This is a genomic window from Paenibacillus sp. DMB20 (genome assembly GCF_000987955.1).
Lineage (GTDB): Bacteria > Bacillota > Bacilli > Paenibacillales > Paenibacillaceae > Paenibacillus_AQ.
Genome location: NZ_LAZU01000041.1, coordinates 16,705 through 40,774, shown reverse-complemented (window position 1 = coordinate 40,774; position 24,070 = coordinate 16,705). Strand labels below are relative to the sequence as shown.

Below are 24,070 nucleotides of genomic sequence, written 5' to 3'. Positions count from 1 at the left end.
TATATAGAAACAAACCATACTTTGATAAACTGACGTTGTGTTTCTCAAACACCTGGGTATACAGACTACAAGCCCGCATTCATTATCGTACAGTCTTCGCATAGAGAGGGAGGGAAGATCATGTTTAAAGTTCTGGTATCAGATCCAATAAGTGATTTTGGATTGCAGCAGTTGACGCATGCTGAAGATGTGGAGGTCGCCAAAATAACGGAGCTGAGCGAAGAGGAGCTCATTTCTGTCATTCATTCCTATGATGCGCTGCTCGTCCGTTCTCAAACGAAAGTGACTAAGCGCATCATAGAGGCAGGCGTTCGCTTGCAAGTCATAGGTCGGGCAGGAGTTGGGGTGGACAACATTGATCTGGATGCTGCGACAAGCCGAGGGATTGTCGTGGTCAATGCACCCGACGGCAATACGGTCACGACGTGCGAGCATACCTTTGCGATGATGATGTCACTCGCCCGGCATATTCCGCAAGCCTATACCAAAACCGTTGCTGGGCAGTGGGATCGCAAATCATTCCTTGGCGTTGAATTGCGAAACAAGACGCTTGGCGTACTTGGGCTGGGCCGTATCGGGATCGAAGTAGCTAAACGCGCAACGGCGTTTGGCATGACCGTTATTGGCTACGATCCTTTTCTATCGGAGGAAAGGGCGGGAAAACTGGGGATCAAGCTGGCGACCGTAGATACCATCATACGGACAGCTGATTTTATAACGGTGCATACGCCGCTGACGGATGAAACGCATCATATGATTGCGGGGCTGCAATTCGATGTCATGAAACGGGGAATGCGGATTATCAACTGCGCGCGCGGGGGAATTATTGACGAGTCGGCGCTTGTTGAAGCACTCGATGAAGGGATTGTGGCAGGCGCCGCCTTCGATGTATTTGAGCACGAGCCTCCGGCGCCGGATCACCCATTCCTAAGGCATCCCAAAATCATCGTTACCCCTCACTTGGGCGCGTCCACTTTGGAAGCGCAAGAGAATGTCGCTGTTGATGTTTCTGAACAAGTGATTCATATCCTGCGAGAAGAACCGTTTAAAAGTGCAGTCAATATGCCAACCGTTCCATCCGACCTGCTCAATCAATTACAGCCCTGGTTCACCTTATGTGAACAACTGGGGAAATCGCTTGTCCAGATGACAGATGGCGCGATCCGAGAAGTCACGGTGGAATGCGCAGGCGAACTTGCGGATTTGGACACATCGCCGCTCATCCCGTATGTGCTTAAGGGGATACTTTCTCGCCATCTCGGCGCGGAACAGGTCAATATCGTCAATGCCATTCACCTGGCGAAGCTTCGCGACATTCATCTTTCGGTACGAAAATCGTTGCTCACCGAGAACGCGTCCAGCGAGATTACCATCCGACTAAAGACAACCATCGAAGAGAGATGGGTGACAGGGACATCACTGCCCGGCGTTGGCGGACGTCTTGTCCAAATTGGTCCCTATCCGGTTGAGCTTCCACCTGAAGGACATGTTTTGTTGATTTCACAGCAAGATAAGCCCGGCATCATTGGACGTGTTGGAACATTGCTTGGGGATAGCGGCATTAATATCGCCACGATGCAAGTCGGGCGAAACGAAGTTGGCGGCTCAGCAGTGATGATCTTAAAAATCGATAAAAAAAACATCAAGGAACGTGATGGAGTCCTTACTCGCGATACCGGAAATCAAGCGCGTACGGGAAATCTCCTTTGACGAGGGCCGTGAGGAAAGAGGGGAGGAGACATGAGCAATTTAGTTGAAGAGAATCTCAAAAGCGTAAGACAGCAGATGGAATTAGCTTGCCAAACATCGGGGCGTAAAACCGAGGACGTGAAATTATTGCTAGCAACCAAAACTGTAACGCTTGAAAAATTGCAAATGGCGATGCAGGCGGGGGAGGTTCTGTTTGGGGAAAACAAAGCCCAGGAGCTTCGGGACAAATTCCCGCTTATGCAGCAATATAACCGGGTGGAGTGGCATTTTATCGGGCATTTGCAGACAAATAAAGTAAAGGATGTCGTCAAATATGTGACGCTCATTCATTCTGTGGACCGTTTGAAATTGGGGCAGGCCCTGCACCAGCAGCTCATCAAAGAGAACAAGACGATGGATATTTTGGTGCAAATCAATACGTCCTACGAGGAGAGCAAATTCGGGGCTTCTCCTGAAACAGCACTAGAGTTGGTAGAACAACTGTCCCAATTCGAAACGTTAAACCTAAAAGGTCTGATGACGATTGGCAAACTGAATGCGACAAACGAGGAGACCCGGCATTGCTTCCGGCTTTTGAAATCCATACAAGCCCAAATTAAGGAAAGAAGCTTCCCGCTTGTAGAAATGGACGTACTCTCGATGGGCATGTCCGGTGATTTCAAGGTAGCCATTGAGGAAGGAGCGACAATCATTCGGGTAGGGACAAAAGTATTCGGAGAGCGTTATTTGCCGGACAACTATTACTGGGACGAAAATGCGCGTCAGGACGAGTGAAAGGGGGTGAGAAAAAATATGAACACATCAACAAACCGCGCTGTGTGGCCGCGACTTTATATCACCGACAATCGCAGCTTTAATCTCTGTTATCGTCAACTACGGCGGAACATTTATTTTCGTGTTTCAGGCGGCAAGAGTCGCTGGGCATTGCATCACCGGTATTTGTCGCTCCGGAGTTTTCATTACAGGCTTTATTGGGGCTTGCCTTGCCGCTGTTTATGATTACTTTAAAAGGACAATACATGCCCGGTATGCTCGTATTACGCAATGACGGGTTCAAGACAAGCGCGAATCCGATTTTGACCGTAACGGGTTTGGGCTCACTCCTTACAGCGCCGTTTGGCTCGCATGCTTTTAATGTGGCAGCCATTACAGCAGCGATTTGCACAGGAAAAGACGCGCATGAGGATGCGTCAAAGCGTTATATTGCAGGCATTGCTTACAGCATTTTCTACACGATTGTCGGTATTTTTGGCGTGACGTTGGCTGCGCTGTTTTTAATTCTTCCTGCAACCTACATCGCTACATTAGCAGGATTGGCATTGCTGGGTACCATTGGCAGCAGTCTCGCTAATGCTTTAACGGAGCCAAAGGGACGTGAGACCGCATTGATTACGTTTTTAGCAACAGCTGCAAATGTGACCTTGCTTGGCGTCGGCGGCGCATTTTGGGGACTTGTCGCGGGGTTGGCTGCACATTTATTGATTCATGGGAAGTTTCGTAAGAAGCAATACCGGCTCAGTGATGCACAACGAGCCGAACAAAAATAACAGGAGGCGTGAACATGAATACGAACATGAATACAGGTACAGAGCGGGTCAAAAGAGGGATGGCGGAAATGCAAAAAGGCGGCGTCATCATGGACGTGATGAATGCCGAGCAAGCCAAGATTGCAGAAGCGGCCGGAGCAACAGCCGTTATGGCGCTGGAGCGCGTGCCTTCCGATATTCGCGCAGCTGGCGGAGTAGCCCGCATGGCTGATCCGACCATTGTGGAAGAGGTAATGAAGGTTGTATCGATACCGGTGATGGCCAAAGCCCGCATCGGCCATTATGTAGAAGCCAAAGTACTCGAATCGTTAGGCGTAGACTATATCGACGAGAGCGAAGTGTTGACGCCTGCAGACGAAGTTTTCCATATTAGCAAGAATGAATTCACCGTACCGTTTGTATGTGGTGCTAAAGACCTTGGCGAAGCGCTGCGCCGTATTCAGGAAGGAGCCGCCATGCTTCGCACGAAGGGCGAACCAGGGACAGGTAACATTGTGGAAGCGGTACGTCACATGCGCTTGATCAACGGTCAAATTCGCAAAGTGCAGGGTTTGTCTAAAGACGAATTGTACCACGAAGCGAAACTGCACGGCGTATCGTATGACTTGCTGCTGCAGGTTCACGAATCCGGCAAGCTGCCGGTAGTCAACTTTGCTGCAGGCGGGGTGGCAACACCAGCCGATGCGGCGCTAATGATGCATCTGGGCGCTGACGGCGTCTTTGTAGGATCAGGTATTTTTAAGTCGGATAGCCCTGAGAAGTTTGCGCGCGCGATTGTTGAAGCCACGACACACTATGAAGATTATACGTTAATCGCTAGTGTATCGAAAAACTTGGGGACGCCGATGAAAGGAATTGAAATATCCAGTTTGCAGGAGCATGAACGGATGCAGGAACGCGGTAAGTAACAGTGTATGAGAAAGCGGTGGTTAACCTGAATAAAAGTTATTTATTTCCTACCTATAATAAGTTCCCGCTCACACTGGTGAGTGGGCATCGGACAACCTTATGGGATGATGAAGGGAAATCGTATTTGGACTTTATGGCGGGACTTGCGCAACAGACGGGAGCATATGCGCTGGATAAGCTGCGCAAGGAGTTAAAAGCTTATCCAGCCATCCGTATCGTTCGAGGACTAGGATTGCTGATAGGCATTGAATTTACAGAACCAGTTGCGCCGATCATTCAGAAACTGCATCAGAACGGACTGCTTGTTTTACCGGGGGAACTCACGTCATCCGTTTTATGCCAAGCCTATGCGTAACCTGCGATGAGATCGATCAAGCGATCGGCATTCTGAGCAAGGTGCTGAAAGAACGGGATGGCAGCGCAGACGGAGCTGCCCTATAATCAAACGCTGGCAGAGCTACTTGTTTAAAAGGATCTCTGCCAGGCGTTCAATCCCTTCTTTAATGGTCGCTTCATCAACTTTAGCGAAACCCAGCACCCAGCCTTGTCGCGTGCTTTCCAAACCATACTGGCTGAGCGGATAGATACGGATTCCTCTTTCCAGCGCCAGGTTCGTCACGGCAGCCTCGTCAAACGATGGCTCAGCTTCAAGCAGCATATGCAGCCCTGTTTCTGCGCCGCTTAGCGTGAAGTGTTCGGTCAAGCCTGTCGAAATGAGGGCTTTCGTCATGGCTGCGTGTCTGCGTCGGTATATATTCCGCACTTTTCTCATATGGCGCATGAAGTGACCGTGTTCGATAAAATGGGCGAGCGTTAATTGCTCCATAATCGGAAGATGACGATAAGTTAATTCATGGACGCGAGCGAGCTGACGAATGGCCTCTTTGGGACCAACGAGGGCCGACATTCGAATACCGGGAGCGATCATTTTGGAAAAACTCAACATATATAACGTGTTCTGAGGCCGCTGACTGAGCAAAGTGGGAAGCGGGTCGCCGCGATAGCGAAATTCGCTGTCGTAATCATCCTCAACGATCCAAAACTGCTGCTCCGCAGCCAAATGCAGCAATTGCTGCCTGCGAGGTTCCGACATAATCACGCCAACCGCACACTGATGCGATGGCGTAACATATACAAGTCTGGATTCAGGGTGAATGCCGTCTACGCATAGCCCATGCTCGTCGACCGGGACAGATACAACTTGCATTCGCCGGTACTTCATCGCCATCCAGGCAGCAGGGAAGCCGGGATCTTCGACCGAAACGATTGCTCCTTCATGCAACAGGGCTTGGGCAATCAAATCGAGGCTATGTTGTGCGCCTGAGGTCAGCAGAATTTGATCGACGCCCACATGAACGCCTCGTTCAAGCGACAAATAGCGTTGAATCTGTTCTCGCAGCGGCAGATATCCATAGGCATCGCCGTAGGCCCAACTGTCAAGGGCTGTTTCTGTGGAAGCCTGTAAAAAGGATTGCCGCCAATTATTTAGAAAGTGCTCATCCAAATACGGTTCATGGGGACTGAAATCGATCTCATCTCTACCATTTTCTTTGTTTCCGAACCAGCTATGCAAATGGCCGATGGCGGTGTCTAATAGCGGTAATTCCGGCGGAACAGGTCCTTGGGCTGGAACTTCGTCTGCCGAGTGAGGCTTATACGTCCATTCGCTAACTCTTGTTCCGCCGCGGCGAGAGGTTACGGTGTATCCGCGACTGAATAGCTCCTCATACACAATTTGGATGGTTGAACGGGAAACCCCAATCAGTTGCGCAAGCTCGCGGGATGGGAGCAATAATTCACCAGGCGGCCATTTTCCGGTCGTAATATTATGGATCGCTTGGTCAAGCAACTGCTGCCAAATGGGACGTTCGTCATCTCGGTTCACTTTGAGCAGCTCGGATTCACCTCCAACATTTATTTTGAAATTATGGATTGTTCAGATGAATGGTTTATGGATAGTTATTTATAATCCATTGATTGATATACTATCATGAAAATCGTTGCTATTGCAACGCGTTGGTGGAAAGGAAGATGTCTGTGAAATTATTGGAACAACAGGACAAAACAATTGCGAACGGCATTTGGCAAGAAGCTACTCGGCAACAGAATAAAATAGAGCTGATTGCTTCGGAGAATTTTGTAAGCAGGGCTGTCATGGAAGCCACGGGTACGGTGCTGACCAACAAATACGCTGAAGGGTATCCGGGAAGAAGATATTATGGCGGATGTGCGTATGTCGATAGGATCGAGGAGCTCGCCATTCAACGTGTCAAAGAGCTTTTTGGTGCTGAACATGCCAATGTGCAACCTCACTCCGGCGCACAGGCGAATATGGCGGTTTATTTTGCTTCAGTCAATCCAGGTGACACGATTTTGGGCATGAATCTATCTCATGGCGGCCATCTTACACACGGGAGTCCGGTGAATTTTTCCGGGAGACTTTATAATTTTGTCTCTTATGGCGTCGATGAACAGACGGGGCGCATAGACTTTGACCAAGTGCGAAGACTCGCTCATAAACATCATCCGCGCATGATCGTCGCTGGCGCCAGCGCTTATCCGCGAACGATCGATTTTGAGCCGTTTGCTCAAATCGCAGCCGAAGTGGGAGCTCTTTTCTTTGTGGATATGGCGCATATTGCAGGAATTGTCGCGGCAGGATTCCATCCTAGCCCCATTCCGCATGCGCACTTTGTTACGACGACAACGCATAAAACGCTGCGAGGCCCAAGAGGCGGCATCATCATGTGCCACAAGGCGTGGGCGCAAGCGATTGATAACGCGATCTTCCCTGGAGTCCAAGGCGGTCCTCTTATGCATGCCATCGCGGCAAAAGCGGTTGCCTTCGGCGAAGCATTGCAACCAGAATTCAAATCTTATATCGAAAAAGTGCTGGTTAACGCCAAAGTATTGGCTGAGGCATTATTAAATGAAGGGTTAACTGTTGTATCGGAAGGGACGGACAATCATATTATTTTGCTCGACCTACGCCCGATTGGATTAACTGGAAAAGAAGCTGAAAGCATACTCGATGAGGTGGGGATTACGGCGAATAAAAACGCGATTCCTCATGATACGGCAAGCCCGCTTGTGACGAGCGGCATTCGCTTCGGGACTCCAGCTATGACAACAAGAGGATTGGGACCCCAAGAAATGAAAGAAATTGCTCGGCTGATTGGACTTGCACTTAAAAATCCCGAGAGTTCAGTCGCCAAGGAGCAAATACGAAGAAGCGTGCAGGAAATCACGTCGCAATTCCCTTTATATGAAGGTCTACAGGAGTGATGAGCTGTGGCTAATACCTATAATTTTAATGCCGGTCCGGGAGCTTTGCCGGCGGAAGTATTGCAGGAAGCACGAGAAGAACTGCAAAATTATCAAGGGATTGGCGCATCCATTCTGGAAATTTCCCATCGAAGCAAAGCATACGAAGCCATCCATCATGAAGCGCAACAGTTAATTAAAGAGCTGATGGGTCTCTCTTCAGATTATGAGGTTTTATTTCTTCACGGAGGGGCAAGCCTGCAATTTTCGATGGTGCCGATCAACTTTTTTGACAGAAGGAAAAATAGCGGGGTATATACACTGTGGGACATGGTCGGGAAAGGCGTGGCATGAAGCGCAGAAAATAGGGAAGACCCTCCTGTTGGCAAGCGGGGAGAAACAAAGTTTTAAACAGATGCCCGATCTAAGCAACTTGAATATTCCGAAGGATATGGCGTATGTCCATCTCATATCAAACGAAACGGTTGACGGCATACAGTACCAACGCTTCCCTGATACCGGACATGTACCCTTAGTAGTGGATATGTCTAGTGATATTTTTTCTCGTCCCATTGAACCATCTCAATTTTCATTAATATATGCAGGCGCTCAGAAAAACCTGGGACCTGCGGGTGTTACGATTGTCATTGTCCGCCGCTCTTTGCTGGAGTGCATTCCTGAAACAATCCCCGATATATTAAGTTATCGCACACAAGTTAAACATCATTCGCTCTACAATACACCCCCCGTTTTTTCTGTGTATATGGTGAACCTTGTATTGAAGTGGATTGTGAATCAGGGGGGAGTACAGAGCATAGCTGTCCGCAACCAGCGAAAAGCGGAATTACTTTATCATGTACTCGACAACAGCGGCGGATTTTATAAAGGATTGGCTTATCAGGACAGCAGGTCCATGATGAACGTTACCTTCCGTGTATCCAGTCCGGAAATTGAGAATAAGTTGCTCGTTGAACTGGAGCAGGAAGGATTCATGGGATTAAAAGGCCATCGGAATGCGGGGCATCTCCGAGCTTCCATTTATAATGCGGTACCTTATGAGCATTGCAAAGCACTGGCGGATTTTCTGACTGAGTTTCAAAAGAGGAACGGCTGAATAATCATTACATTTACCTATGATAACGATAAGCAATTTGAGATTGATCATACCCGTATCCTTTTTTATACTTTTAATAAGTAGCAAAGCTACATAAAATTTAAAGGAGCGAATGTCAATGGCACAAGCAGTTTTTTTATCATGCAGGTTGTCCCGTTTGTGTAGATGCGGCGCAAGTGGTGGTTAATTATCTTGACGAATCAAAGATTACTACGGAAATTGTGCATCTCGGTACAGCGCGAAACCGGATCGAAGAAGCGGAGAAGGCGGGTGTTAAATCCGTTCCAGCCTTGGTGATTGGCGGAAATGTATATCATATCAATTTCGGCGCAAGTCTCGAGGACGTAAAAGGTTAAACATCACAAAAGAAGGTGCCCTTAGCGGGGCCTTTTTTTTGTCAACACATTTCATTGAATCTGCTTTTATTCGACTTATTTTGCATGTAATATATATATAAGAGACAACTATCCCGCTGTTACGGGGCACCGTCAGAGGTAAGCAAAATGAATATGGAAGGTACGACAAGCAATGATATTTGACCCTCAGCATCGAAAGGATAATCGCTCAGCGCGCATCGGCATGGCTTTGTTCCGAATGTCCCAGGCGATCAAAAAAAGTGACACAGGCCGAAAGCGATACCCTGGGATTATCCCCTGTACAAATCCAGGCACTGCTGTTCGCAGCTTACACACGAAGCGATGTGGCCACGGTAGGCAACTTCGCCAATACGATCGGTACGACTCATGTAACGGCTGTGAAAATACTCAATGGATTAGTGAGAAGAGAACTGATCAATAAATCGCAAAAAGCCGAAGATCGTCGAGTGACCTTGCTCTCTTTAACTTCAAAGGGAAGGGAGATCGTTAACAAGCTTGACAATTGGGGACATCTACTAGATGATGCGCTCCAGCCTATTCCGGAGGAGTTGCTGGCGCATTTCGAGATTGGGATTGGCTCTATTATTTCTACCCTGCAAAAGGAGGGGCATCTCATTGTATCGGAACCCTGTCTAGGTTGCATTCATTTTCTCCCGAATACCGGCGATATAGCAGCGCCTCATTATTGCAAGATGATCCAAAAGTATCTTACCCACGAAGCCTCACTCCAAGAATGCCCCGAACATACTTCCTCATTCCAAGTCTAGAATGGCAGTGGATGAACGCCATCCTTGCATCTGGCTTGATTTCCTTCTTCTTTATCATAGGCACATCCTATCGTTATTATATAATTAATTGGATTGAACAATAATCTAGCTCGATTTATGATTAATGTTATTGATTTCGATATCTCGTTTCGAAAGGAATTGAACAATAGGATGGATCATCGTCGTACACCGTTGTTTACTGCTTTGATAGAACATGCGAGTCGAAACCCGATTCCTTTTCATATACCAGGCCATAAAAAAGGAGAAGGGATGGAATACGGGTTTAAAACATTTCTGGGTGAAAATGCCTTATCCATCGATTTGATTAATATTGCGCCATTGGATGATTTGCACCAGCCTACTGGCGTGATCGACGAAGCACAGCGCATGGCTGCTCATGCTTTTGACGCAGATTATACATTATTTTCTGTGCAAGGAACGAGCAGTGCGATTATAACGATGATCATGTCTGTATGTGGACCTGGCGATAAAATCATCGTGCCGCGCAACCTGCATAAGTCGATTTTATCTGCAATCGTTTTTGCAGGAGCCAAGCCTGTATTTGTCACTCCTGAAAGAGACAAACGATGGGGGATCGACCATGGCATCTCTATTCGTTCGGTGAAGAAAGCGATTGAAAGGCATACGGACGCCAAAGCGGTGCTGGTAATCAATCCAACCTATTTCGGTGTATGTACCGATCTGAAAGCCATTGTTGATTCAGCTCATGATTACGGCATACCGGTACTTGTCGACGAGGCGCACGGGGCATTGCTCCACTTTCATAACATGCTTCCGTTATCCGCCATGCAGGCTGGAGCAGATATGGCTGCAACAAGCATGCACAAGCTTGGTGGATCGCTGACACAAAGCTCGCTGCTCCATATCAAAAAAGGGCTCATTCAGCGTGAAAAAGTACAAACCATCTTTAGCATGCTGACAACCACATCCACTTCTTATATTCTTTTGGCTTCCCTGGACGCAGCACGGAAGCATCTTGCCTTGAATGGCTCGAAAATGGCTTCAAAAGCAATTCAACTGGCAGAATACGCTAGAGTTCAAATCAACCAAATTCCCGGTCTGGCTTCTTTCGGAAGGGAGATTCTGTGGACGGATGCGGCCTTTGATTTCGACCCTACGAAGCTTACCGTACATGTCCGAGAGTTAGGCATTACCGGATATGCTGCGGAAGAATGGCTGCGGAAGTACTGCAATATTGAAGTAGAACTGAGCGATTTGTACAACATTCTTTGCTTGGTCACACCAGGTGATTCGACAGAAACGGTAGATTGCTTGCTGGACGCTTTAACTGAACTGGCCAAAGCTCATCAAAAACCAAAAGCGGAAGCTGAAGCCATTGATGTAAAATTACCTGAAATTCCGCTGCTTGCTCTGACACCGAGAGATGCTTTTTATGGGGAGGTTGAACTTATTCCTTTTGAGCAATCTGCCGGGCGCATTATGGCAGAGTCCGTTTATGTGTATCCTCCGGGTATTCCTATTTTACTGCCTGGAGAAGTCATCGCGGAACAACATATTCGTTACATTCGAGAGCATTTGGAAGTTGGTCTTCCTGTGAGAGGACCTCAAGATTTAAAAGTGCAAAATATCAAGGTAGTTATCGAAACCAAGGCGATTTAGCCAAAGGGGGAGCATCTATGAATCTCAGCACAAAAAGAAAGGATTCGTATTCTATAGCAGCATTTGAGCAAGCCAAAAGAGTAATACCTGGCGGGGTAAACAGCCCTGTTCGCGCATTTTCATCGGTCGATTTAACGCCTGTTTTTGCAGCAAGAGGTCAAGGGGCGCGCGTATTCGATATCGACGGCAACGAATTTATCGATTATATCGGGTCGTGGGGGCCTTTGATCCTCGGGCATGCTCATCCTGAAGTGGTGGAGGCGATCAAGAAAGCAGCGTCTCGCGGAACCAGCTTTGGCTTGTCTACGGAGGTTGAAATCAAAATGGCTGAATGGATATGCAAAAGTATGCCATCTATTGAAATGGTGCGTATGGTGAATTCCGGTACGGAAGCTTCGATGAGCGCATTGCGATTAGCAAGAGGTTATACGAAGCGGCAAAAAATCGTAAAATTTCAAGGCGGATACCACGGACATGCCGATGCGTTATTAATCAAGTCAGGATCGGCCGCCGCTACCCTGGGATTACCGGATAGCCCGGGAGTACCCGATAGTGTTGCTGCCCATACGCTTACAGCGCCCTATAATAGCATGGACAGTGTCCGCTTTCTATTTGAACAACTTGGAGAACAAATTGCTGCTGTTATCGTCGAGCCTGTTGCGGGGAACATGGGGGTCATACCGCCAGCTCCTGGATTTCTCCAAGGGTTGCGCGAGATTACGAAGCAGTATGGCAGCTTGCTTATTTTTGACGAAGTCATAACGGGATATCGCGTAGGTTTTCATGGGGCGCAAGGGCTGTATGGAATTATCCCGGATCTTACCTGTCTTGGCAAGATCATTGGAGGCGGGTTGCCCGTCGGCGCTTACGGCGGTAAACGTAAGATTATGGAACAGGTTGCTCCTGTTGGATCCATCTATCAGGCGGGCACATTATCAGGCAATCCGCTCGCCATGGCAGCCGGGTATAGAACCTTGCGATTGCTTGAAGAGCCAGGATTGTATGAGGAGTTGGATAGAAAAGCGGCCAGATTGGCAGAAGGTTTTGCACAAAATGCCAAACTGGCCGGCATACCGCTAAAAATAAACAGGGTCGGCTCCATGTTTTCAGCCTTTTTTTCGGAGCAGGAGGTTGTGGACTACGATACAGTTAAAAGTTCAAATATGCAGTTTTTTAAAGCATATTATGTAGCCATGCTGGAGCACGGCATTTTAACTGCCCCTACACCTTACGAGGTGAGTTTCGTTTCGGCAGCTCATTCCGACGAAGATATCGAAAGGACGATCAGTGCTCATTATCAGGCATTGATTAAAATCAGCAATAGGAGGTGATGGTTCTGGATACTTTTAACATAAGAAAACTTTTCCCTATATTGGGTCAAAAAATTAACGGTCACCCGCTCGTCTATTTGGATAGCGCGGCATCGGCTCAAAAACCGATTCAGGTGATAGAGACCTTGAAACACTTTTATGAACGAGATAACGCGAACGTCCATCGGGGTGTTCACACGTTAGGCTCACGCGCAACGGAGGCTTATGAAGGGGCGCGGGCGAAAGTTGCCCGTTTTATCCATGCAGAACGGGTTGAGGAAATTATTTTTACGCGCGGGACAACTTCATCTATTAACCTTGTGGCCAGCAGCTATGCACGAGCGATATGTAAAGAGGGCGATGAGATTGTTGTCTCCGCTATGGAACACCACAGCAATCTTCTTCCTTGGCAGCAAGCAGCAAAGGCGACGGGGGCAGTATTGAAATATATACCGCTGCAAGCCGATGGGACATTTTCGATCGAAGAAGCAGGGAAAACGATCACAGATCGCACGAAAATCGTATCTGTTTCACATATTTCCAATGTATTGGGTGTTGCCAATCCAGTGAAGCAAATCGCGGCAATCGCCCATAAGCATGGGGCAGTCGTCATGGTAGATGGAGCTCAGAGTACCCCCCATATCAAGGTGGATGTGCAAGAGCTGGATTGCGATTTTTATGCCTTTTCGGGACATAAAATGTGCGGGCCAACCGGCATTGGGGTGTTATATGGAAAAAAAGCTTATCTCGAGCAAATGGAGCCGATTGAATTCGGTGGAGAAATGATTGCTGGTGTAGGTCTGTATGACGCAACCTGGAAGGAGCTCCCGTGGAAATTCGAAGGGGGCACGCCAATTATCGCAGGCGCAGTTGGCTTGGGCTCGGCTATTGATTTTCTTGAGCAAATCGGGCTGGATGTCATCGAAGCGCATGACAAGCTATTGACCAGCTATGCGGTAGAACGAATGAAGCAAATCGAACATTTAACGATGTATGGTCCGGAGGAAGGTCGGTTTGGACTGGTGACGTTTAATTTGGGCACGATCCATCCGCATGATCTGGCTACGGTTTTGGACTCGTACGGCGTAGCGATTCGTGCCGGGCATCATTGCTGTCAACCGTTGATGAGACATTTTGGAGCCAGTGCTACGGCTCGTGCCAGCTTTTATTTATATAATACGGAAGAGGATGTAGAGCAACTTCTTTTTGCACTGAACAAAACGAAAGAATACTTTAGGGAAGTGGAATAAGATGAGAATTCATTACTTGCAGCATGTTCCATTCGAATCGCCTGAACGAATATCGGATTGGGTTAGGGACAAAGGCTATAAGTTAACGGGCACTTTATTATACGAAAGCACGCATTTCCCACTTCAGTCGGAGTTCGATATGCTTGTCATTTTGGGCGGCCCGATGGGGGTGTACGATGAGGAGAAGTTTCCATGGCTTGTCCGTGAAAAGGCGTTTATTAAAGAAACGATCCGGCAGCGGAAGATGGTACTCGGCATATGCTTGGGCGCGCAACTGATTGCTGAAGCGCTTGGCGGAAAAGTATACAGAAATCACTATAAGGAAATGGGCTGGCATCCTGTAAAAATGACTGAAGAGTCTCAGAGTTCTGTATTTTTCAAACAATTTCCGAAGGAGTATGTTCCTTTTCATTGGCATGGAGATACGTTTGAATTACCTGATGAAGTCAAGACGGCTGCAATCAGTCTTGGTTGCGCTAATCAGGCATTCGAGTATAGTGGTCATGTGATTGGGCTGCAATTTCATCTGGAGAGCAGCAATGACAGCATCAAAAAGCTGATTGAATATTGTAGTGATGAAATCGAACCCGGTATGTACGTCCAACTTCCGGGTCACATGTTGGATCAGACGTCTTTCTTGGCTCATTCGAATACCATTTTGGTACATTTGCTCGATACAATGGAAAAAAATTATCGAACTCTTAATAAGGGTCAGGATTTGATTTATAAAAGCAATGTACCCTACCCTATTATTGGCGACTAAGCAAGTTTCGCCGGTAGCTTTTCGTTTACAAAAAGTTTTTGTTTTTAACCGTTGAAACTAATTGTTCCATAAATACACGGCTAGCTGCACATAAATGTTTATTCTTACGATATACGACTCCAATTTGTGTGGTGAGCACCGGATTTTGAATCGGAATCGTTCGGATTTGTGGATGATCAATATAATCCAAGTACCCTTTCGGCAGGACGGTAACGCCGACACCTCTGCCAACCATCGTGATGATCGATTCCATCGTTGTCATTTCCATCACTGGCTGGGGCGTGAATGCCAATGACCGGCACTGTTCATTAATCACTTGCCGTAAGAAATAGGAATTCGGCAATAGAACAGAAGGTGTTTCCTTTAAAATGTCAAGCGTCACAAACGATGCTTGGGCCAAGGAATGATCTACAGATACTGCAAGGGCAAGATATTCCTTATAAAGTGGGATAGTTTCAAGCTCTTCATGTTCCATTGGCAAGAATACAATTCCCAGATCAAGCTCATTTTGCAGAAGTCCGTTATAGATATCGCCGGTCCGCATCCCAAGCACAGAAAGCTCTACATTGGGATAACGGTTATGGAATCCCATCACCGTAGGAGGAAGCAAGTAATTAACAACGGTCAAGAGTGCGCCAATTTTCAATGTACCTCTCTTTAAGCCTTGTAGTTCACTGATTACTGCACGCGCCTGTGAGAGTTCATGAAACACATTGTAGCCGTGATGTTGTAACGCTTTGCCTGCTTCGGTAAGCATTGTTTTTTTTGCCGACACGATCAAAGAGAGGCATGCCGACCTCGTGCTCCAGCAAACGAATCTGCTGGCTAAGCGAGGGCTGGGTAATACCTAGTTTTTCGGCAGCACGGGTAAAATGCAGTTCTTGACTTAACGTCATGAAGTATTCCAATTGCTTCAGTTCCACTGGACTTCCTCCTTTTGTGTTGCTTTTATAATGATAGGAATTTTCTATTATTATACGATAAATGATATTGAATTACTAATGGGTTTTTAGCGGGAATTGTGAATGAAAAAAGGAGGTTTTTAATATGATTCAAACCGTTATATTTGACGTGGATGGGACTCTTCTTAATTCAGACCAAGCGATCATTCTAGCCTTGCAGCAGGTTTTAAGAGAAGAAAAGAACATGGAGTACCCAAGTGAAGAATTGATTCCTGTATTGGGGATGACTAGTGAGAATAGTATGAACCTCTTGGGGGTTCCGGATGTAAAGCATGCTGCTGCAAAGCTGACGCTTTATGTAAAAAAGAATACTTATCTGATGACCCTCTATCCCGGGATTGAAGATATGCTTAAAAAAGTTGGCCGGAAAAGGCATCCATACGGGTGTTGTTACGTCCAAAACACGCGAGGAATTCAAATTCGACTTTATGCCGCACGGTATTAGTGAGTACTTCTCGCACATTATTTGTGCAGATGATACGTCCAAGCATAAGCCTGAGCCTGATCCGTTAATCAAATATGTAGAGCAAACCAGAATCGACCCGACAACAACGCTTTATGTCGGAGATACCGTATTTGATCAGCAATGCGCGAACGGTGCTCAAATTGACTTCGCTATAGCGATGTGGGGAGCCAAGCAACCAGAACGCACTGTCGCAAATTACAGATTGAATCGACCTGATGACCTACTCCGCATTGTAGGTAATGATTACACGAATTGAAAAAAGATACAATATAGACTGAAATTTCAGCCTTTTGTTGCTGAAGTTTCAGTCTGCACAACCATTTGTGATTGAGAAACACTCATTATCATAGGAAAAACTAATCGTTATCATCCTGTAATTAGAATTGATCCTATGAAAGGAAGCGACTAAGATTTAATTATCAAAGATAATCACTTTATCTTCTACTATTGGAGGTATAGCCAAAAGGTAAGGCAAGGGTCTGCAAAACCCTCACTTCTGGTTCGAATCCAGATACCTCCTCCAACATCATTTTTTTCTGGAAGATACGAGGTGGAACAAAATGCAGAACAGCAGTGGAGCCTCAGGCCAGTCGTTAATAGAAATCCAACCCTGGAGAGATTGGATTTCTGTTATTAAACCAGGAATTTTGGCTTCTAATTTATTTTGTGCGTTTGCTGGTTATTGTCTTGCTTCAAGATTGAAGTTTGACGACATAACTTTGATATTCATTCTGTTTGGAACAACATTAGTTGTTGCGGCTGCTTCGATGTTAAATAACTTCTTGGATCGTGTCCGAGATTTAAAAATGGAACGGACCCGTGTTCGCCCGTTACCGAGCAGGCGACTGAAACCTCGAAATGTATTGATAGTTGGGATTATAACGGGGTTCGTTGGATTGGCTACTTTGTATATTTTCGTTAATCCATTAAGCGCAGCCTTGGGCTTCATTGGACTTTTTGTTTACGTAGTGATCTATACGGCTTGGCTTAAACCGACATCAACCTGGAGTACTTCAATCGGAGGTATTTCCGGATCTATGCCACCAATGATCGGCTACTGCGGTTTTTCAAATGAGCTGGAACTCGGCGCATGGCTTTTTATTCTTGTTTCTTTTTTTTATGGCAGCCACCGCATTTTTGGTCACTTGGGATTTTAAAAAAAGAAGAATACCGGGCAGCAGGATATCCGCTACTTCCCGTTATAAAAGGTGTATATCGCACAAAAATACAGATGCTACCGTATGTTGTGAGCTTATTTTTCGTTAATTATTTGTTATTTGATTATAACTACGTTGGTGTAGGATATTTGATCGTTTCTGGTGCGCTGTTAATAATTTGGTTGATCGCATGTCTACATGGGTTGATTACAAAAAAATGAAGCGAGATGGGCTTCAAACAACTTTCGACTCTCTCTTTATTTCCTGACGTTTTCTTTGTTGATGATGATATTTGAGATTGCTCTATTTTAGTCATCTGATTGGCATAGGTGCAGCTTTCGGCACATTTAATATGTAAGCGAACTTGCTCTATGTTATCTCTACCTTGAAGGATAATGGCAAACCAGATCGAAAGACTGGGACGCAAAGCCACGGGTCTTCTGCTTAATGCAATGATCGCCGGGTTCCCCTCTCGAAATACACGATGCTGAGAAACAGATGCAGCTCGGAGGAGGCTGTGTCTGTTTCTGTTTTTAAAGTGGAAAAGAGGTTATTATTTATGGATAGATTGGAGAATTATTCAAGAAGAGATTAAAGAATTGATTCTTAGAGAGAGCCGGAGCATAAAAAGTATTACTGGCTGACAGTGACCATGATTGGCAACAACGTCACGCTACGTTAATCAATTCTGAACCGGATATGAAAGTATCGAATTGTTTCAACAAAAGAAACAGCGATTCAAGCAAGTATGCAATTACAGATAGAGAAACGGGCAGGATAGCTCAATAATTTCGCGAATATCTACATTATGGAGTAATTCACGAAGTTCGTGGATAAAGACGTTAGACGAAATTAATGCGAGATAATAACACAAAAATTACAGGAGGATCTCATGTCAATAAAGATAATAAACGGGACAAATGATGAAGCGAATTATGTAAGGAATAAACTTATTGAGTTCAATTCAAAGCAAGTACCAAACGGAACTTATGAGGAAATTAATTTGTGTTTAAAGGATGATAAAGACGAGATTATAGCCGGCCTCAATAGTGCAATATGTTGGAATTGGATGGAGATTGATATTTTATGGGTAGAAGATGACCATCGTGGACAAGGCTTCGGAAGAAGATTATTGGAGGAAGCTGAACGAATTGCAAGAGCAAAGAATTGTTCATTCATTAAGTTAAACACCTTCAGTTTTCAAGCACCAGTATTCTATAAGAAGTATGGATATTACGAAATGGCAGTAATTGATAATGCTCCTTTAGGTAATAAACACTATTACTACAAGAAAGATCTAAACTAGTTTTCAGTAATTCGAGGGTGCATTAACATCGTCTAACAGCGTATAGATGTATTATACTACAGAAGGGAGAGAAACAAATTAAGACGACAAGAACATACACGCTTAATAGCCGCGGAGCTTGCGGCTTTTTGTATTTTAACGATATATGTTCTTGTCTAAAGCCGACGACAAGAACATATTCCCATTGAAAGTCGCTATTTTATCGGCTTTTTGCTCTTATCGGTTCAAGTATTTGTCCCGAGTCGAGGACAAGAACTTTGCCCGATTGCCGGAAAGGACAAGAACATGTTCCGATTACCGATTTGACGCATATCTAATATAATGTGCCTCTCCTGACGCGGGTGTAATGATGGTTGCTGCAAGAGGCATGAAGTCCGAGCTCGGACAACGCGCCCAGGCAACGATAGAAAGGGAGAGTGCGAGCACGGTAAGTGCAGATTGAGCACTATCCAGCCAGACATGATGGCGAGCTTGAGCTTGGCCATGCCATGATTTTGAATCCGGACTGGGTCGCTATGGTACAAAGCGTGGCAGAATGGAAAAAAGTGGCCCGCAACTTTTTTATCGGTTATATCGTCATTACCATAAGACACCAGTAGAAGAGGGGATAGGAACAAAATGAATAAGGCTTTATCAGGGCTGGTATTCGTTTTGGTAATGATGATCAGCTTACCGGGCCAGGGATCTATGGAGCAGGCTTCCTTGGAAGTAAGTTTTCAGGACGAACAGTTGGAGCAAGCAATAAAAGAAATTTTAAAAAAAGGATGAAAATGCGGCTGTTACACAGAAAGATATGGAACCATTAACATTACTTGATCTTTCAAGACGAGGAATTAAAAGCATTCAAGGCTTGCAATATGCTTCCAATGTGACATATCTTGACTTGTCCAATAATGAAATTGACGATATTACGCCACTCAAGCCATTGACTAAGATTCGCGAACTTGATATTGCGGACAATCAGATCGCTTCAATTCAGGATTTGTCCGCCATGACGGATTTGGAAATGTTGATCGTAAACCGGAACCAAATTTCGTCGATTGATGTGATCAAGCAGCTTGGGCGTCTGCATACATTCGAAGCGAACGATAATCAAATCTCGAATATTACGGCATTATCGTCGGCCACCGAATTAACATGGTTACAACTGAACGGGAACCAGATCGCGAAAATTCAGCCCTTGAGCAGATTAACCAAGCTAAAGAATTTGGAACTAGCGAGCAATCGATTCTCGGACCTGAGTCCACTTAAACCGCTATCCAAAAGTTTAATGAGCCTTAACATCGGAAGCAATCGAATTTCGGATCTCCGTGCGCTTGAAGGGATGACGCTAATGAGGGCTCTTTCCGCGGAAAACAATCAGATCAAGAAACTAGATCCACTGAAAAAAATATCTAACCTGTCTTCCTTGAATCTAAACTCTAATTTGGTTTACAATCTTGAGCCTTTGAAATCCCTAAGCGAACTTCATTATTTACATCTAGCGGATAACCGTGTATGGAATTTGAATCCCATTCGAAATCATACGTTCGATCCTCCTCATTTTGACACGGGAGCAATTAGATACGCGTTGGATTTAAGCGGTAACTATTTGGATTTAAGAAGTACGACCAAAACGTATCAACTTCTCAATAAGCTTGGTGGAGATGGGTCTTCCCAACTGAAAGCCCAGCGATTAGTGATCGGGAGTAGAACTGCTTACGTAGGAGAGAGTTCCTTTAAGTTAAGCGAAGCCCCGTTTATTGCATCGAGCCGCACTTATGTCCCGATTCGATTTGTATCCGAGCGATTGGGTTCGAAGGTAGGGTGGAACCAAAGCAAACAAGAGGTAACGATCAGCAAAGACAACACGACGATCCGTTGGAAAGTGAATGAGAAGAAAGCAAACGTGAATGGAAAAACCGTTTCATTTGATGCGCCGTTACTGTTGAAGAAGAATAGTTCGTTTATACCCGTACGCTTAGTGTCCGAGCTGTTAGGATCCCCCGTAGAATACATGGCGAATCCCAAAACGGTAATCATATTTGAGCAAAAATAGCTTCATTACGTACTGCCTGATCCCTCCGGCATAATTTGCTGGAGGGTTTTGTTTTAAAAAAAACAAGAATTGAGTTAGGGTCAAGGATATAATGGAACCGTGGGAGGAATCATCTATGAAAAAAACAATAATCGCACTAACACTTTCTTTAGTGTGTACCTTACTACTCGGTAATCCAGCGATAAGCTTCGCCAATAACCTTTCGAATACGGTTGACAATGGAAAAATTGAAAATGGACGAATGCTGATTCCATTACGTGCTGTTTCAAAGAGATTCAATTCAGAAGTGACTTGGAACCAGGCAAAAAAAAAGCATTTCGATTATTCGTGGCAAACGAGATCTATTGCTGCATGTTAATTCTCGCACTGCTTTATTAAATAACGCTGCTTTCAGCCTTGATGTGCCAGCAAAAATTGAAAATGGAACAACTTATGTACCAGCACGTGTTTTTGCTGAAGCCTTTGGCGGTACAGCGCTGTGGTCCGAACAAGAACGAAAAGCAACCATTACGATCGGTCTGCAACAGGTCTTTATCCATACAGAGCCGCACAAGCATTGGAGAATGAGTCAAGAGAGAATAAACGTACTTAATGAAAAGATAAATGAAGCCACCGATCTGTCAAGCTATTCGCAAATCCGAACACATTTCAGACCTTATTTCACGGACTCCTTTATAAACAAGATTATTTACAGTAATGGCATTAAAAATAACGCTATACTAACAAAAAAAGGCCGATATTACCTACAGTAGTACCACAGCGGCGAGAATGCACCAATCGGCTTACTTTGAAAGCGGTCCTATCAATCTCGAGCTCGTTGATCGATATGTATTCTATAGATTTGTTGATAACCAATGGAAGGTAGACGATGTGAACGTGGGCAGACAAATTATTGCGCCATAATACGGACGAGGGCAGGATTTTGGCTAGATGAATTAAGATGTCGTTGGATGATATCTTCACAGGAGGTTTTTGAAACAGCCGATCCACGGGGATCGGCTGCTTTTGTTCAGCTAACGGGCAGTTTAATTCAGTTATGGTGTGGTTTTATGGTTATATAATTTTATTTGAAATGATATAGCCCGGCGATGGAACTCGCCCAACAAATTGGGCAGACTCATGGGGAACTTCATCGTTATGGGGCCCTTTATGAAGTATATTCATGCTGGCAATGGACAACGCTTAAGGTTAAGTATCATCTTATGCAGGCAGGTCATCGCTTCTTGAAATTTGAACTAGGACGTTGCTTACTGAATGAACGATTGATGGAATCCGGAAAGTCAGCGGAATGGCTGGCATTGAAGTAAAGGGAGATTAATGGAATAAGTGGTGGTAGGTTGCATTAAGACTACAAATGTGATCCATTAAGCTAAGCTAACGCAGGAGTGTTTGACACCAAATACAACAAACAAATGTCGAGAGACAAGAACATAGTCCTATTGAAAGTCGCTATTGTAGCGGCTTTTTTTATTTTATAGGTACAAGTTCTTGTCCCGAGCCAAGGACAAGAACTTGGTCCGATAACCGATTAGACAGAAATCTAATTAATAATCGTCAGCTACTCTGGTTCCAAACTCACGCACCTCGCATAAACAGAACGTCTTCTGCTCATATACGTGGAAAACGATGATGGAAGAAATCTAAGAGGGAAAAGGGCAAGTTACGGCAAAGTGTACAAGTTCTTGTCCTTTAATGTCAGGGAACAAGAACTTGTACCGATTGCCGTAAAGGACAAGAATATGAGCCGATTGCCGATTAGATAAGTATCTAACTGGGTTTCCATGCAATCTCATTAAGCAAACGGGCAGGATTGCGCGGCTCAAGGGCGAATAGAATAAGCAAAAAACTGCTTTTATCTAAATCAGAAATGGAAGGATGAGCTGAGCAGTATGAGCCTATCGGCAACAATCAGCAATTTGGAAAACGGCAAACATCAGCACATCGTCGTTTATGGAACCAGTCTAACCGAAGGCGGCGCTTGGGTCAGTGGATTAAAGGAGATTCTGGATCGCCGGTTTCCGGGGCAAGTTAAGTTGACTAACAGCGCCAAAGCTGCACAATGGTCGGGCTGGGGACTTGAAAATTTGGAGGAACGTGTAATCGCTTTCGCTCCCGACGCCGTTTTTCTGGAATTCGCTATAAACGACTCGTATTTGCCTTATCAGACGAGTGTTACGAAATGCGGTGAAAACCTGAATGCTCTTATCGATCGAGTTCATGCTGCCAACAAGAATTGCGAAATTCTGTTGATGACCATGAATCCACCGGTTCGGGAACACCTAGAAATTCGTCCTCTGATTGAGCAATATTATCAGGTGTATAGAGATACGGCTCGTAAGCGCGGACTTTTGCTCATAGACCATTACCCGGTTTGGCGGAGAATGTTAGACGTAACCCCCGCCGAATTCGATCGGCTTATTCCGGATGGAATTCACCCTTCGGACGAGGGATCGACTAAAATAACGCTTGCCGAAATCGTTAGGACCTGGTTGTAGTAACATGTGATATAAATCATTGGAATAGAAATCATTACGCTAACGGGAAACGATAGTTCAATAAAACAAGAAGCAATTTAGTACACCATTCAGAAGAAATTGTGAAAGCTTGTCGGGGGACAAGATTATGGTCCCATTGAAAGTCGCTAATTGTTAAAACACAATGACAAGAACTAATAACATTCCCGACTTATGACAAGAACATTGTTACATTCCCAATATGATTTCATCAACGGCGGCAGACGCCCTTTTATTAAACTAACGGGCAGGATAGTTCAATCGTTTCTCGAATATTTTCTGACTTAGAAAATTTTATAAACTTTGTCCAATTTAAAGTTATCTGAAAGATACACAAATCTTATAAGTGAGGGTGATTCGTTTGAAGCAAGGACTCATTGTGTTGATGAACGGAACTTCAAGTTCAGGGAAGACTAGTATTTCTATGGAGCTGATGAATCAGAAAGAGATTCTTTTCCATCATTTATCAAGTGGTTTAATGAGTGTCTTGATGTATTTTCTGATCAGCCTACATTATTTATAGGTGTAATATGCTCGAAAGAAGAACTCATAAGAAGAGAGCAAACAAGAGGAGATAGAAAGATTGGACTAGCAGCTTCACAGTTCAGCAAAGTATATTGCATTGATGAATATGACCTTGAAGTAAATACTGAAGAGTTGAATCCAAAAGAATGCGCCGAAAAAATATTAAGTTTTATTAAGTCCAATAAGGAGTACTCGGTATTTAAGAAATTAAGTAAAAGAAATGTTAGTGTTTCCTAGATGGCGTATCCATCAGATAACACCATATTTTCAAGCATTGGGGCTATCGCCCCTGGGCCTGCCCGAGGGATTTCGGAATTAAGCTAACGAGGAACGATAGTTGAATGTACTCAGCGGCAGCCGGTCATGTGATCATCCAGTATGAAGTTGAAAGGCACGAATCCCGAGACACATTCCAAAACACCAAAACACAACAAACAAGGAGCAAGATCCA

Annotated in this window: 22 protein-coding genes, 1 tRNA gene, 5 pseudogenes and 1 riboswitch; of the genes and pseudogenes, 26 read left to right on the top strand and 2 right to left on the bottom strand. The window is 45.1% G+C overall.

The features are described 5' to 3' along the window. The first annotated feature begins 120 nt into the window (after positions 1-120). The 5 genes and pseudogenes from serA (at position 121) to XI25_RS24450 (ending at position 4,521) form a co-directional block, all read left to right on the top strand. A complete protein-coding gene (serA, locus tag XI25_RS24470) occupies positions 121-1,710 on the top strand; it encodes a phosphoglycerate dehydrogenase (RefSeq protein ID WP_442950434.1) in 1,590 nt (529 codons plus the stop codon). 30 nt (positions 1,711-1,740) lie between these two features. Next, positions 1,741-2,484, top strand: a complete 744-nt coding sequence (locus tag XI25_RS24465) for a YggS family pyridoxal phosphate-dependent enzyme (RefSeq protein ID WP_046680669.1) — start codon at positions 1,741-1,743, stop codon at positions 2,482-2,484. Between the two features lie 143 nt (positions 2,485-2,627). Continuing rightward, positions 2,628-3,257 (top strand): annotated as a pseudogene (locus XI25_RS24460) (benzoate/H(+) symporter BenE family transporter); the annotation flags it as partial. A gap of 26 nt (positions 3,258-3,283) precedes the next feature. Further along, entirely contained in the window at positions 3,284-4,165 is an 882-nt protein-coding gene (pdxS, locus tag XI25_RS24455; RefSeq protein WP_046680757.1) for a pyridoxal 5'-phosphate synthase lyase subunit PdxS, read from the top strand. Positions 4,166-4,167: 2 nt separating this feature from the next. Beyond that, entirely contained in the window at positions 4,168-4,521 is a 354-nt protein-coding gene (locus tag XI25_RS24450) for an aminotransferase class III-fold pyridoxal phosphate-dependent enzyme (protein WP_046680668.1), read from the top strand. Between the two features lie 102 nt (positions 4,522-4,623). On the opposite strand, the gene pdxR is transcribed toward XI25_RS24450, so the two are convergent. Beyond that, positions 4,624-6,060: a MocR-like pyridoxine biosynthesis transcription factor PdxR gene (gene pdxR / locus XI25_RS24445; protein WP_046680667.1), complete on the bottom strand. Its 1,437-nt coding sequence runs from the start codon at positions 6,058-6,060 to the stop codon at positions 4,624-4,626. Between the two features lie 143 nt (positions 6,061-6,203). Between pdxR and glyA the strand changes: the two genes are divergently transcribed. The 8 genes and pseudogenes from glyA to XI25_RS24405 all read left to right on the top strand — a co-directional run bounded on the left by glyA (position 6,204) and on the right by XI25_RS24405 (position 14,652). Next, a complete protein-coding gene (glyA, locus tag XI25_RS24440) occupies positions 6,204-7,451 on the top strand; it encodes a serine hydroxymethyltransferase (RefSeq protein WP_152669223.1) in 1,248 nt (415 codons plus the stop codon). Between the two features lie 6 nt (positions 7,452-7,457). After that, positions 7,458-8,544: pseudogene (gene serC / locus XI25_RS24435) on the top strand (3-phosphoserine/phosphohydroxythreonine transaminase). A gap of 155 nt (positions 8,545-8,699) precedes the next feature. Continuing rightward, a pseudogene (locus XI25_RS24430) lies at positions 8,700-8,900 on the top strand (thioredoxin family protein); the annotation flags it as partial. Positions 8,901-9,160: 260 nt separating this feature from the next. Further along, entirely contained in the window at positions 9,161-9,688 is a 528-nt protein-coding gene (locus XI25_RS24425; protein WP_235440295.1) for a MarR family winged helix-turn-helix transcriptional regulator, read from the top strand. Between the two features lie 171 nt (positions 9,689-9,859). Further along, positions 9,860-11,329 (top strand): aminotransferase class I/II-fold pyridoxal phosphate-dependent enzyme, encoded by a 1,470-nt coding sequence (locus XI25_RS24420; protein WP_046680664.1) that lies wholly within the window; start codon positions 9,860-9,862, stop codon positions 11,327-11,329. A 17-nt stretch (positions 11,330-11,346) separates the two neighbouring features. Beyond that, the gene (gene hemL / locus XI25_RS24415; RefSeq protein ID WP_046680663.1) at positions 11,347-12,660 is read left to right on the top strand and encodes a glutamate-1-semialdehyde 2,1-aminomutase; all 1,314 of its coding nucleotides are present in this window, start codon (positions 11,347-11,349) and stop codon (positions 12,658-12,660) included. Then, positions 12,660-13,889, top strand: coding sequence for a cysteine desulfurase (locus XI25_RS24410; RefSeq protein ID WP_082112499.1), 1,230 nt, complete (start codon positions 12,660-12,662; stop codon positions 13,887-13,889). The genes hemL and XI25_RS24410 overlap by 1 nt, the downstream gene beginning before the upstream one ends. 1 nt (position 13,890) lies before the next feature. After that, positions 13,891-14,652, top strand: a complete 762-nt coding sequence (locus XI25_RS24405) for a type 1 glutamine amidotransferase (RefSeq protein ID WP_046680662.1) — start codon at positions 13,891-13,893, stop codon at positions 14,650-14,652. Positions 14,653-14,677: 25 nt separating this feature from the next. Here XI25_RS24405 and XI25_RS24400 read toward each other — a convergent pair. Next, positions 14,678-15,575: pseudogene (locus XI25_RS24400) on the bottom strand (LysR substrate-binding domain-containing protein). 124 nt (positions 15,576-15,699) lie between these two features. On the opposite strand from XI25_RS24400, the gene XI25_RS31655 reads away from it, so the two are divergent. The 13 genes and pseudogenes from XI25_RS31655 (at position 15,700) to XI25_RS32490 (ending at position 23,856) form a co-directional block, all read left to right on the top strand. Next, positions 15,700-16,059: an HAD hydrolase-like protein gene (locus XI25_RS31655; protein ID WP_052759754.1), complete on the top strand. Its 360-nt coding sequence runs from the start codon at positions 15,700-15,702 to the stop codon at positions 16,057-16,059. Beyond that, positions 15,953-16,336 (top strand): HAD family hydrolase, encoded by a 384-nt coding sequence (locus XI25_RS37045; protein WP_442950433.1) that lies wholly within the window; start codon positions 15,953-15,955, stop codon positions 16,334-16,336. Before XI25_RS31655 ends, XI25_RS37045 begins: the two co-directional genes overlap by 107 nt. A 193-nt stretch (positions 16,337-16,529) precedes the next feature. Further along, positions 16,530-16,603, top strand: a tRNA-Cys gene (locus tag XI25_RS24390). Positions 16,604-16,640: 37 nt separating this feature from the next. Further along, on the top strand, positions 16,641-17,237 hold the full coding sequence (locus XI25_RS24385) for a protoheme IX farnesyltransferase (RefSeq protein ID WP_235440289.1): 597 nt from the start codon (positions 16,641-16,643) through the stop codon (positions 17,235-17,237). After that, positions 17,171-17,458 (top strand): UbiA family prenyltransferase, encoded by a 288-nt coding sequence (locus XI25_RS35315; protein WP_235440287.1) that lies wholly within the window; start codon positions 17,171-17,173, stop codon positions 17,456-17,458. Before XI25_RS24385 ends, XI25_RS35315 begins: the two co-directional genes overlap by 67 nt. Positions 17,459-17,624: 166 nt before the next feature. Next, positions 17,625-17,709: riboswitch (cyclic di-GMP riboswitch) on the top strand. 420 nt (positions 17,710-18,129) lie between these two features. Next, positions 18,130-18,543, top strand: coding sequence for a GNAT family N-acetyltransferase (locus XI25_RS24380; protein WP_046680661.1), 414 nt, complete (start codon positions 18,130-18,132; stop codon positions 18,541-18,543). Positions 18,544-18,974: 431 nt separating this feature from the next. Then, complete coding sequence (locus XI25_RS33510; RefSeq protein WP_160308954.1) at positions 18,975-19,142, top strand: hypothetical protein; 168 nt, start codon at positions 18,975-18,977, stop codon at positions 19,140-19,142. 19 nt (positions 19,143-19,161) lie between these two features. Further along, positions 19,162-19,311 carry a hypothetical protein gene (locus XI25_RS35310; protein WP_235440280.1) on the top strand — a complete coding sequence of 50 codons (150 nt, stop codon included), beginning with the start codon at positions 19,162-19,164 and terminating at the stop codon, positions 19,309-19,311. Positions 19,312-19,336: 25 nt separating this feature from the next. Next, positions 19,337-20,581 carry a stalk domain-containing protein gene (locus tag XI25_RS24375; protein WP_235440266.1) on the top strand — a complete coding sequence of 415 codons (1,245 nt, stop codon included), beginning with the start codon at positions 19,337-19,339 and terminating at the stop codon, positions 20,579-20,581. A 115-nt stretch (positions 20,582-20,696) separates the two neighbouring features. Then, positions 20,697-20,939, top strand: coding sequence for a stalk domain-containing protein (locus XI25_RS35305; protein WP_235440247.1), 243 nt, complete (start codon positions 20,697-20,699; stop codon positions 20,937-20,939). After that, on the top strand, positions 20,926-21,333 hold the full coding sequence (locus XI25_RS35300) for a copper amine oxidase N-terminal domain-containing protein (protein WP_235440245.1): 408 nt from the start codon (positions 20,926-20,928) through the stop codon (positions 21,331-21,333). Before XI25_RS35305 ends, XI25_RS35300 begins: the two co-directional genes overlap by 14 nt. Before the next feature lie 1,137 nt (positions 21,334-22,470). After that, a complete protein-coding gene (locus tag XI25_RS24365) occupies positions 22,471-23,076 on the top strand; it encodes an SGNH/GDSL hydrolase family protein (protein ID WP_046680660.1) in 606 nt (201 codons plus the stop codon). A gap of 379 nt (positions 23,077-23,455) precedes the next feature. Continuing rightward, a pseudogene (locus XI25_RS32490) lies at positions 23,456-23,856 on the top strand (phosphotransferase-like protein). The last annotated feature ends 214 nt before the right edge of the window (positions 23,857-24,070 follow it).

Bases quoted from the DNA above. Each gene is read 5' to 3' on its own strand.
- hemL (WP_046680663.1), top strand. From the start codon at position 11,347: ATGAATCTCAGCACAAAAAGAAAGGATTCGTATTCTATAGCAGCATTT.
- XI25_RS24420 (WP_046680664.1), top strand. From the start codon at position 9,860: ATGGATCATCGTCGTACACCGTTGTTTACTGCTTTGATAGAACATGCG.
- XI25_RS24405 (WP_046680662.1), top strand. From the start codon at position 13,891: ATGAGAATTCATTACTTGCAGCATGTTCCATTCGAATCGCCTGAACGA.
- XI25_RS35315 (WP_235440287.1), top strand. From the start codon at position 17,171: ATGGCTTTTTATTCTTGTTTCTTTTTTTTATGGCAGCCACCGCATTTT.
- XI25_RS24380 (WP_046680661.1), top strand. From the start codon at position 18,130: ATGTCAATAAAGATAATAAACGGGACAAATGATGAAGCGAATTATGTA.
- XI25_RS31655 (WP_052759754.1), top strand. From the start codon at position 15,700: ATGATTCAAACCGTTATATTTGACGTGGATGGGACTCTTCTTAATTCA.
- XI25_RS35305 (WP_235440247.1), top strand. From the start codon at position 20,697: ATGAAAAAAACAATAATCGCACTAACACTTTCTTTAGTGTGTACCTTA.
- XI25_RS24385 (WP_235440289.1), top strand. From the start codon at position 16,641: ATGCAGAACAGCAGTGGAGCCTCAGGCCAGTCGTTAATAGAAATCCAA.
- XI25_RS35310 (WP_235440280.1), top strand. From the start codon at position 19,162: ATGAATAAGGCTTTATCAGGGCTGGTATTCGTTTTGGTAATGATGATC.
- pdxS (WP_046680757.1), top strand. From the start codon at position 3,284: ATGAATACAGGTACAGAGCGGGTCAAAAGAGGGATGGCGGAAATGCAA.
- XI25_RS24410 (WP_082112499.1), top strand. From the start codon at position 12,660: ATGGTTCTGGATACTTTTAACATAAGAAAACTTTTCCCTATATTGGGT.
- XI25_RS24375 (WP_235440266.1), top strand. From the start codon at position 19,337: ATGGAACCATTAACATTACTTGATCTTTCAAGACGAGGAATTAAAAGC.
- serA (WP_442950434.1), top strand. From the start codon at position 121: ATGTTTAAAGTTCTGGTATCAGATCCAATAAGTGATTTTGGATTGCAG.
- XI25_RS24365 (WP_046680660.1), top strand. From the start codon at position 22,471: ATGAGCCTATCGGCAACAATCAGCAATTTGGAAAACGGCAAACATCAG.
- XI25_RS24465 (WP_046680669.1), top strand. From the start codon at position 1,741: ATGAGCAATTTAGTTGAAGAGAATCTCAAAAGCGTAAGACAGCAGATG.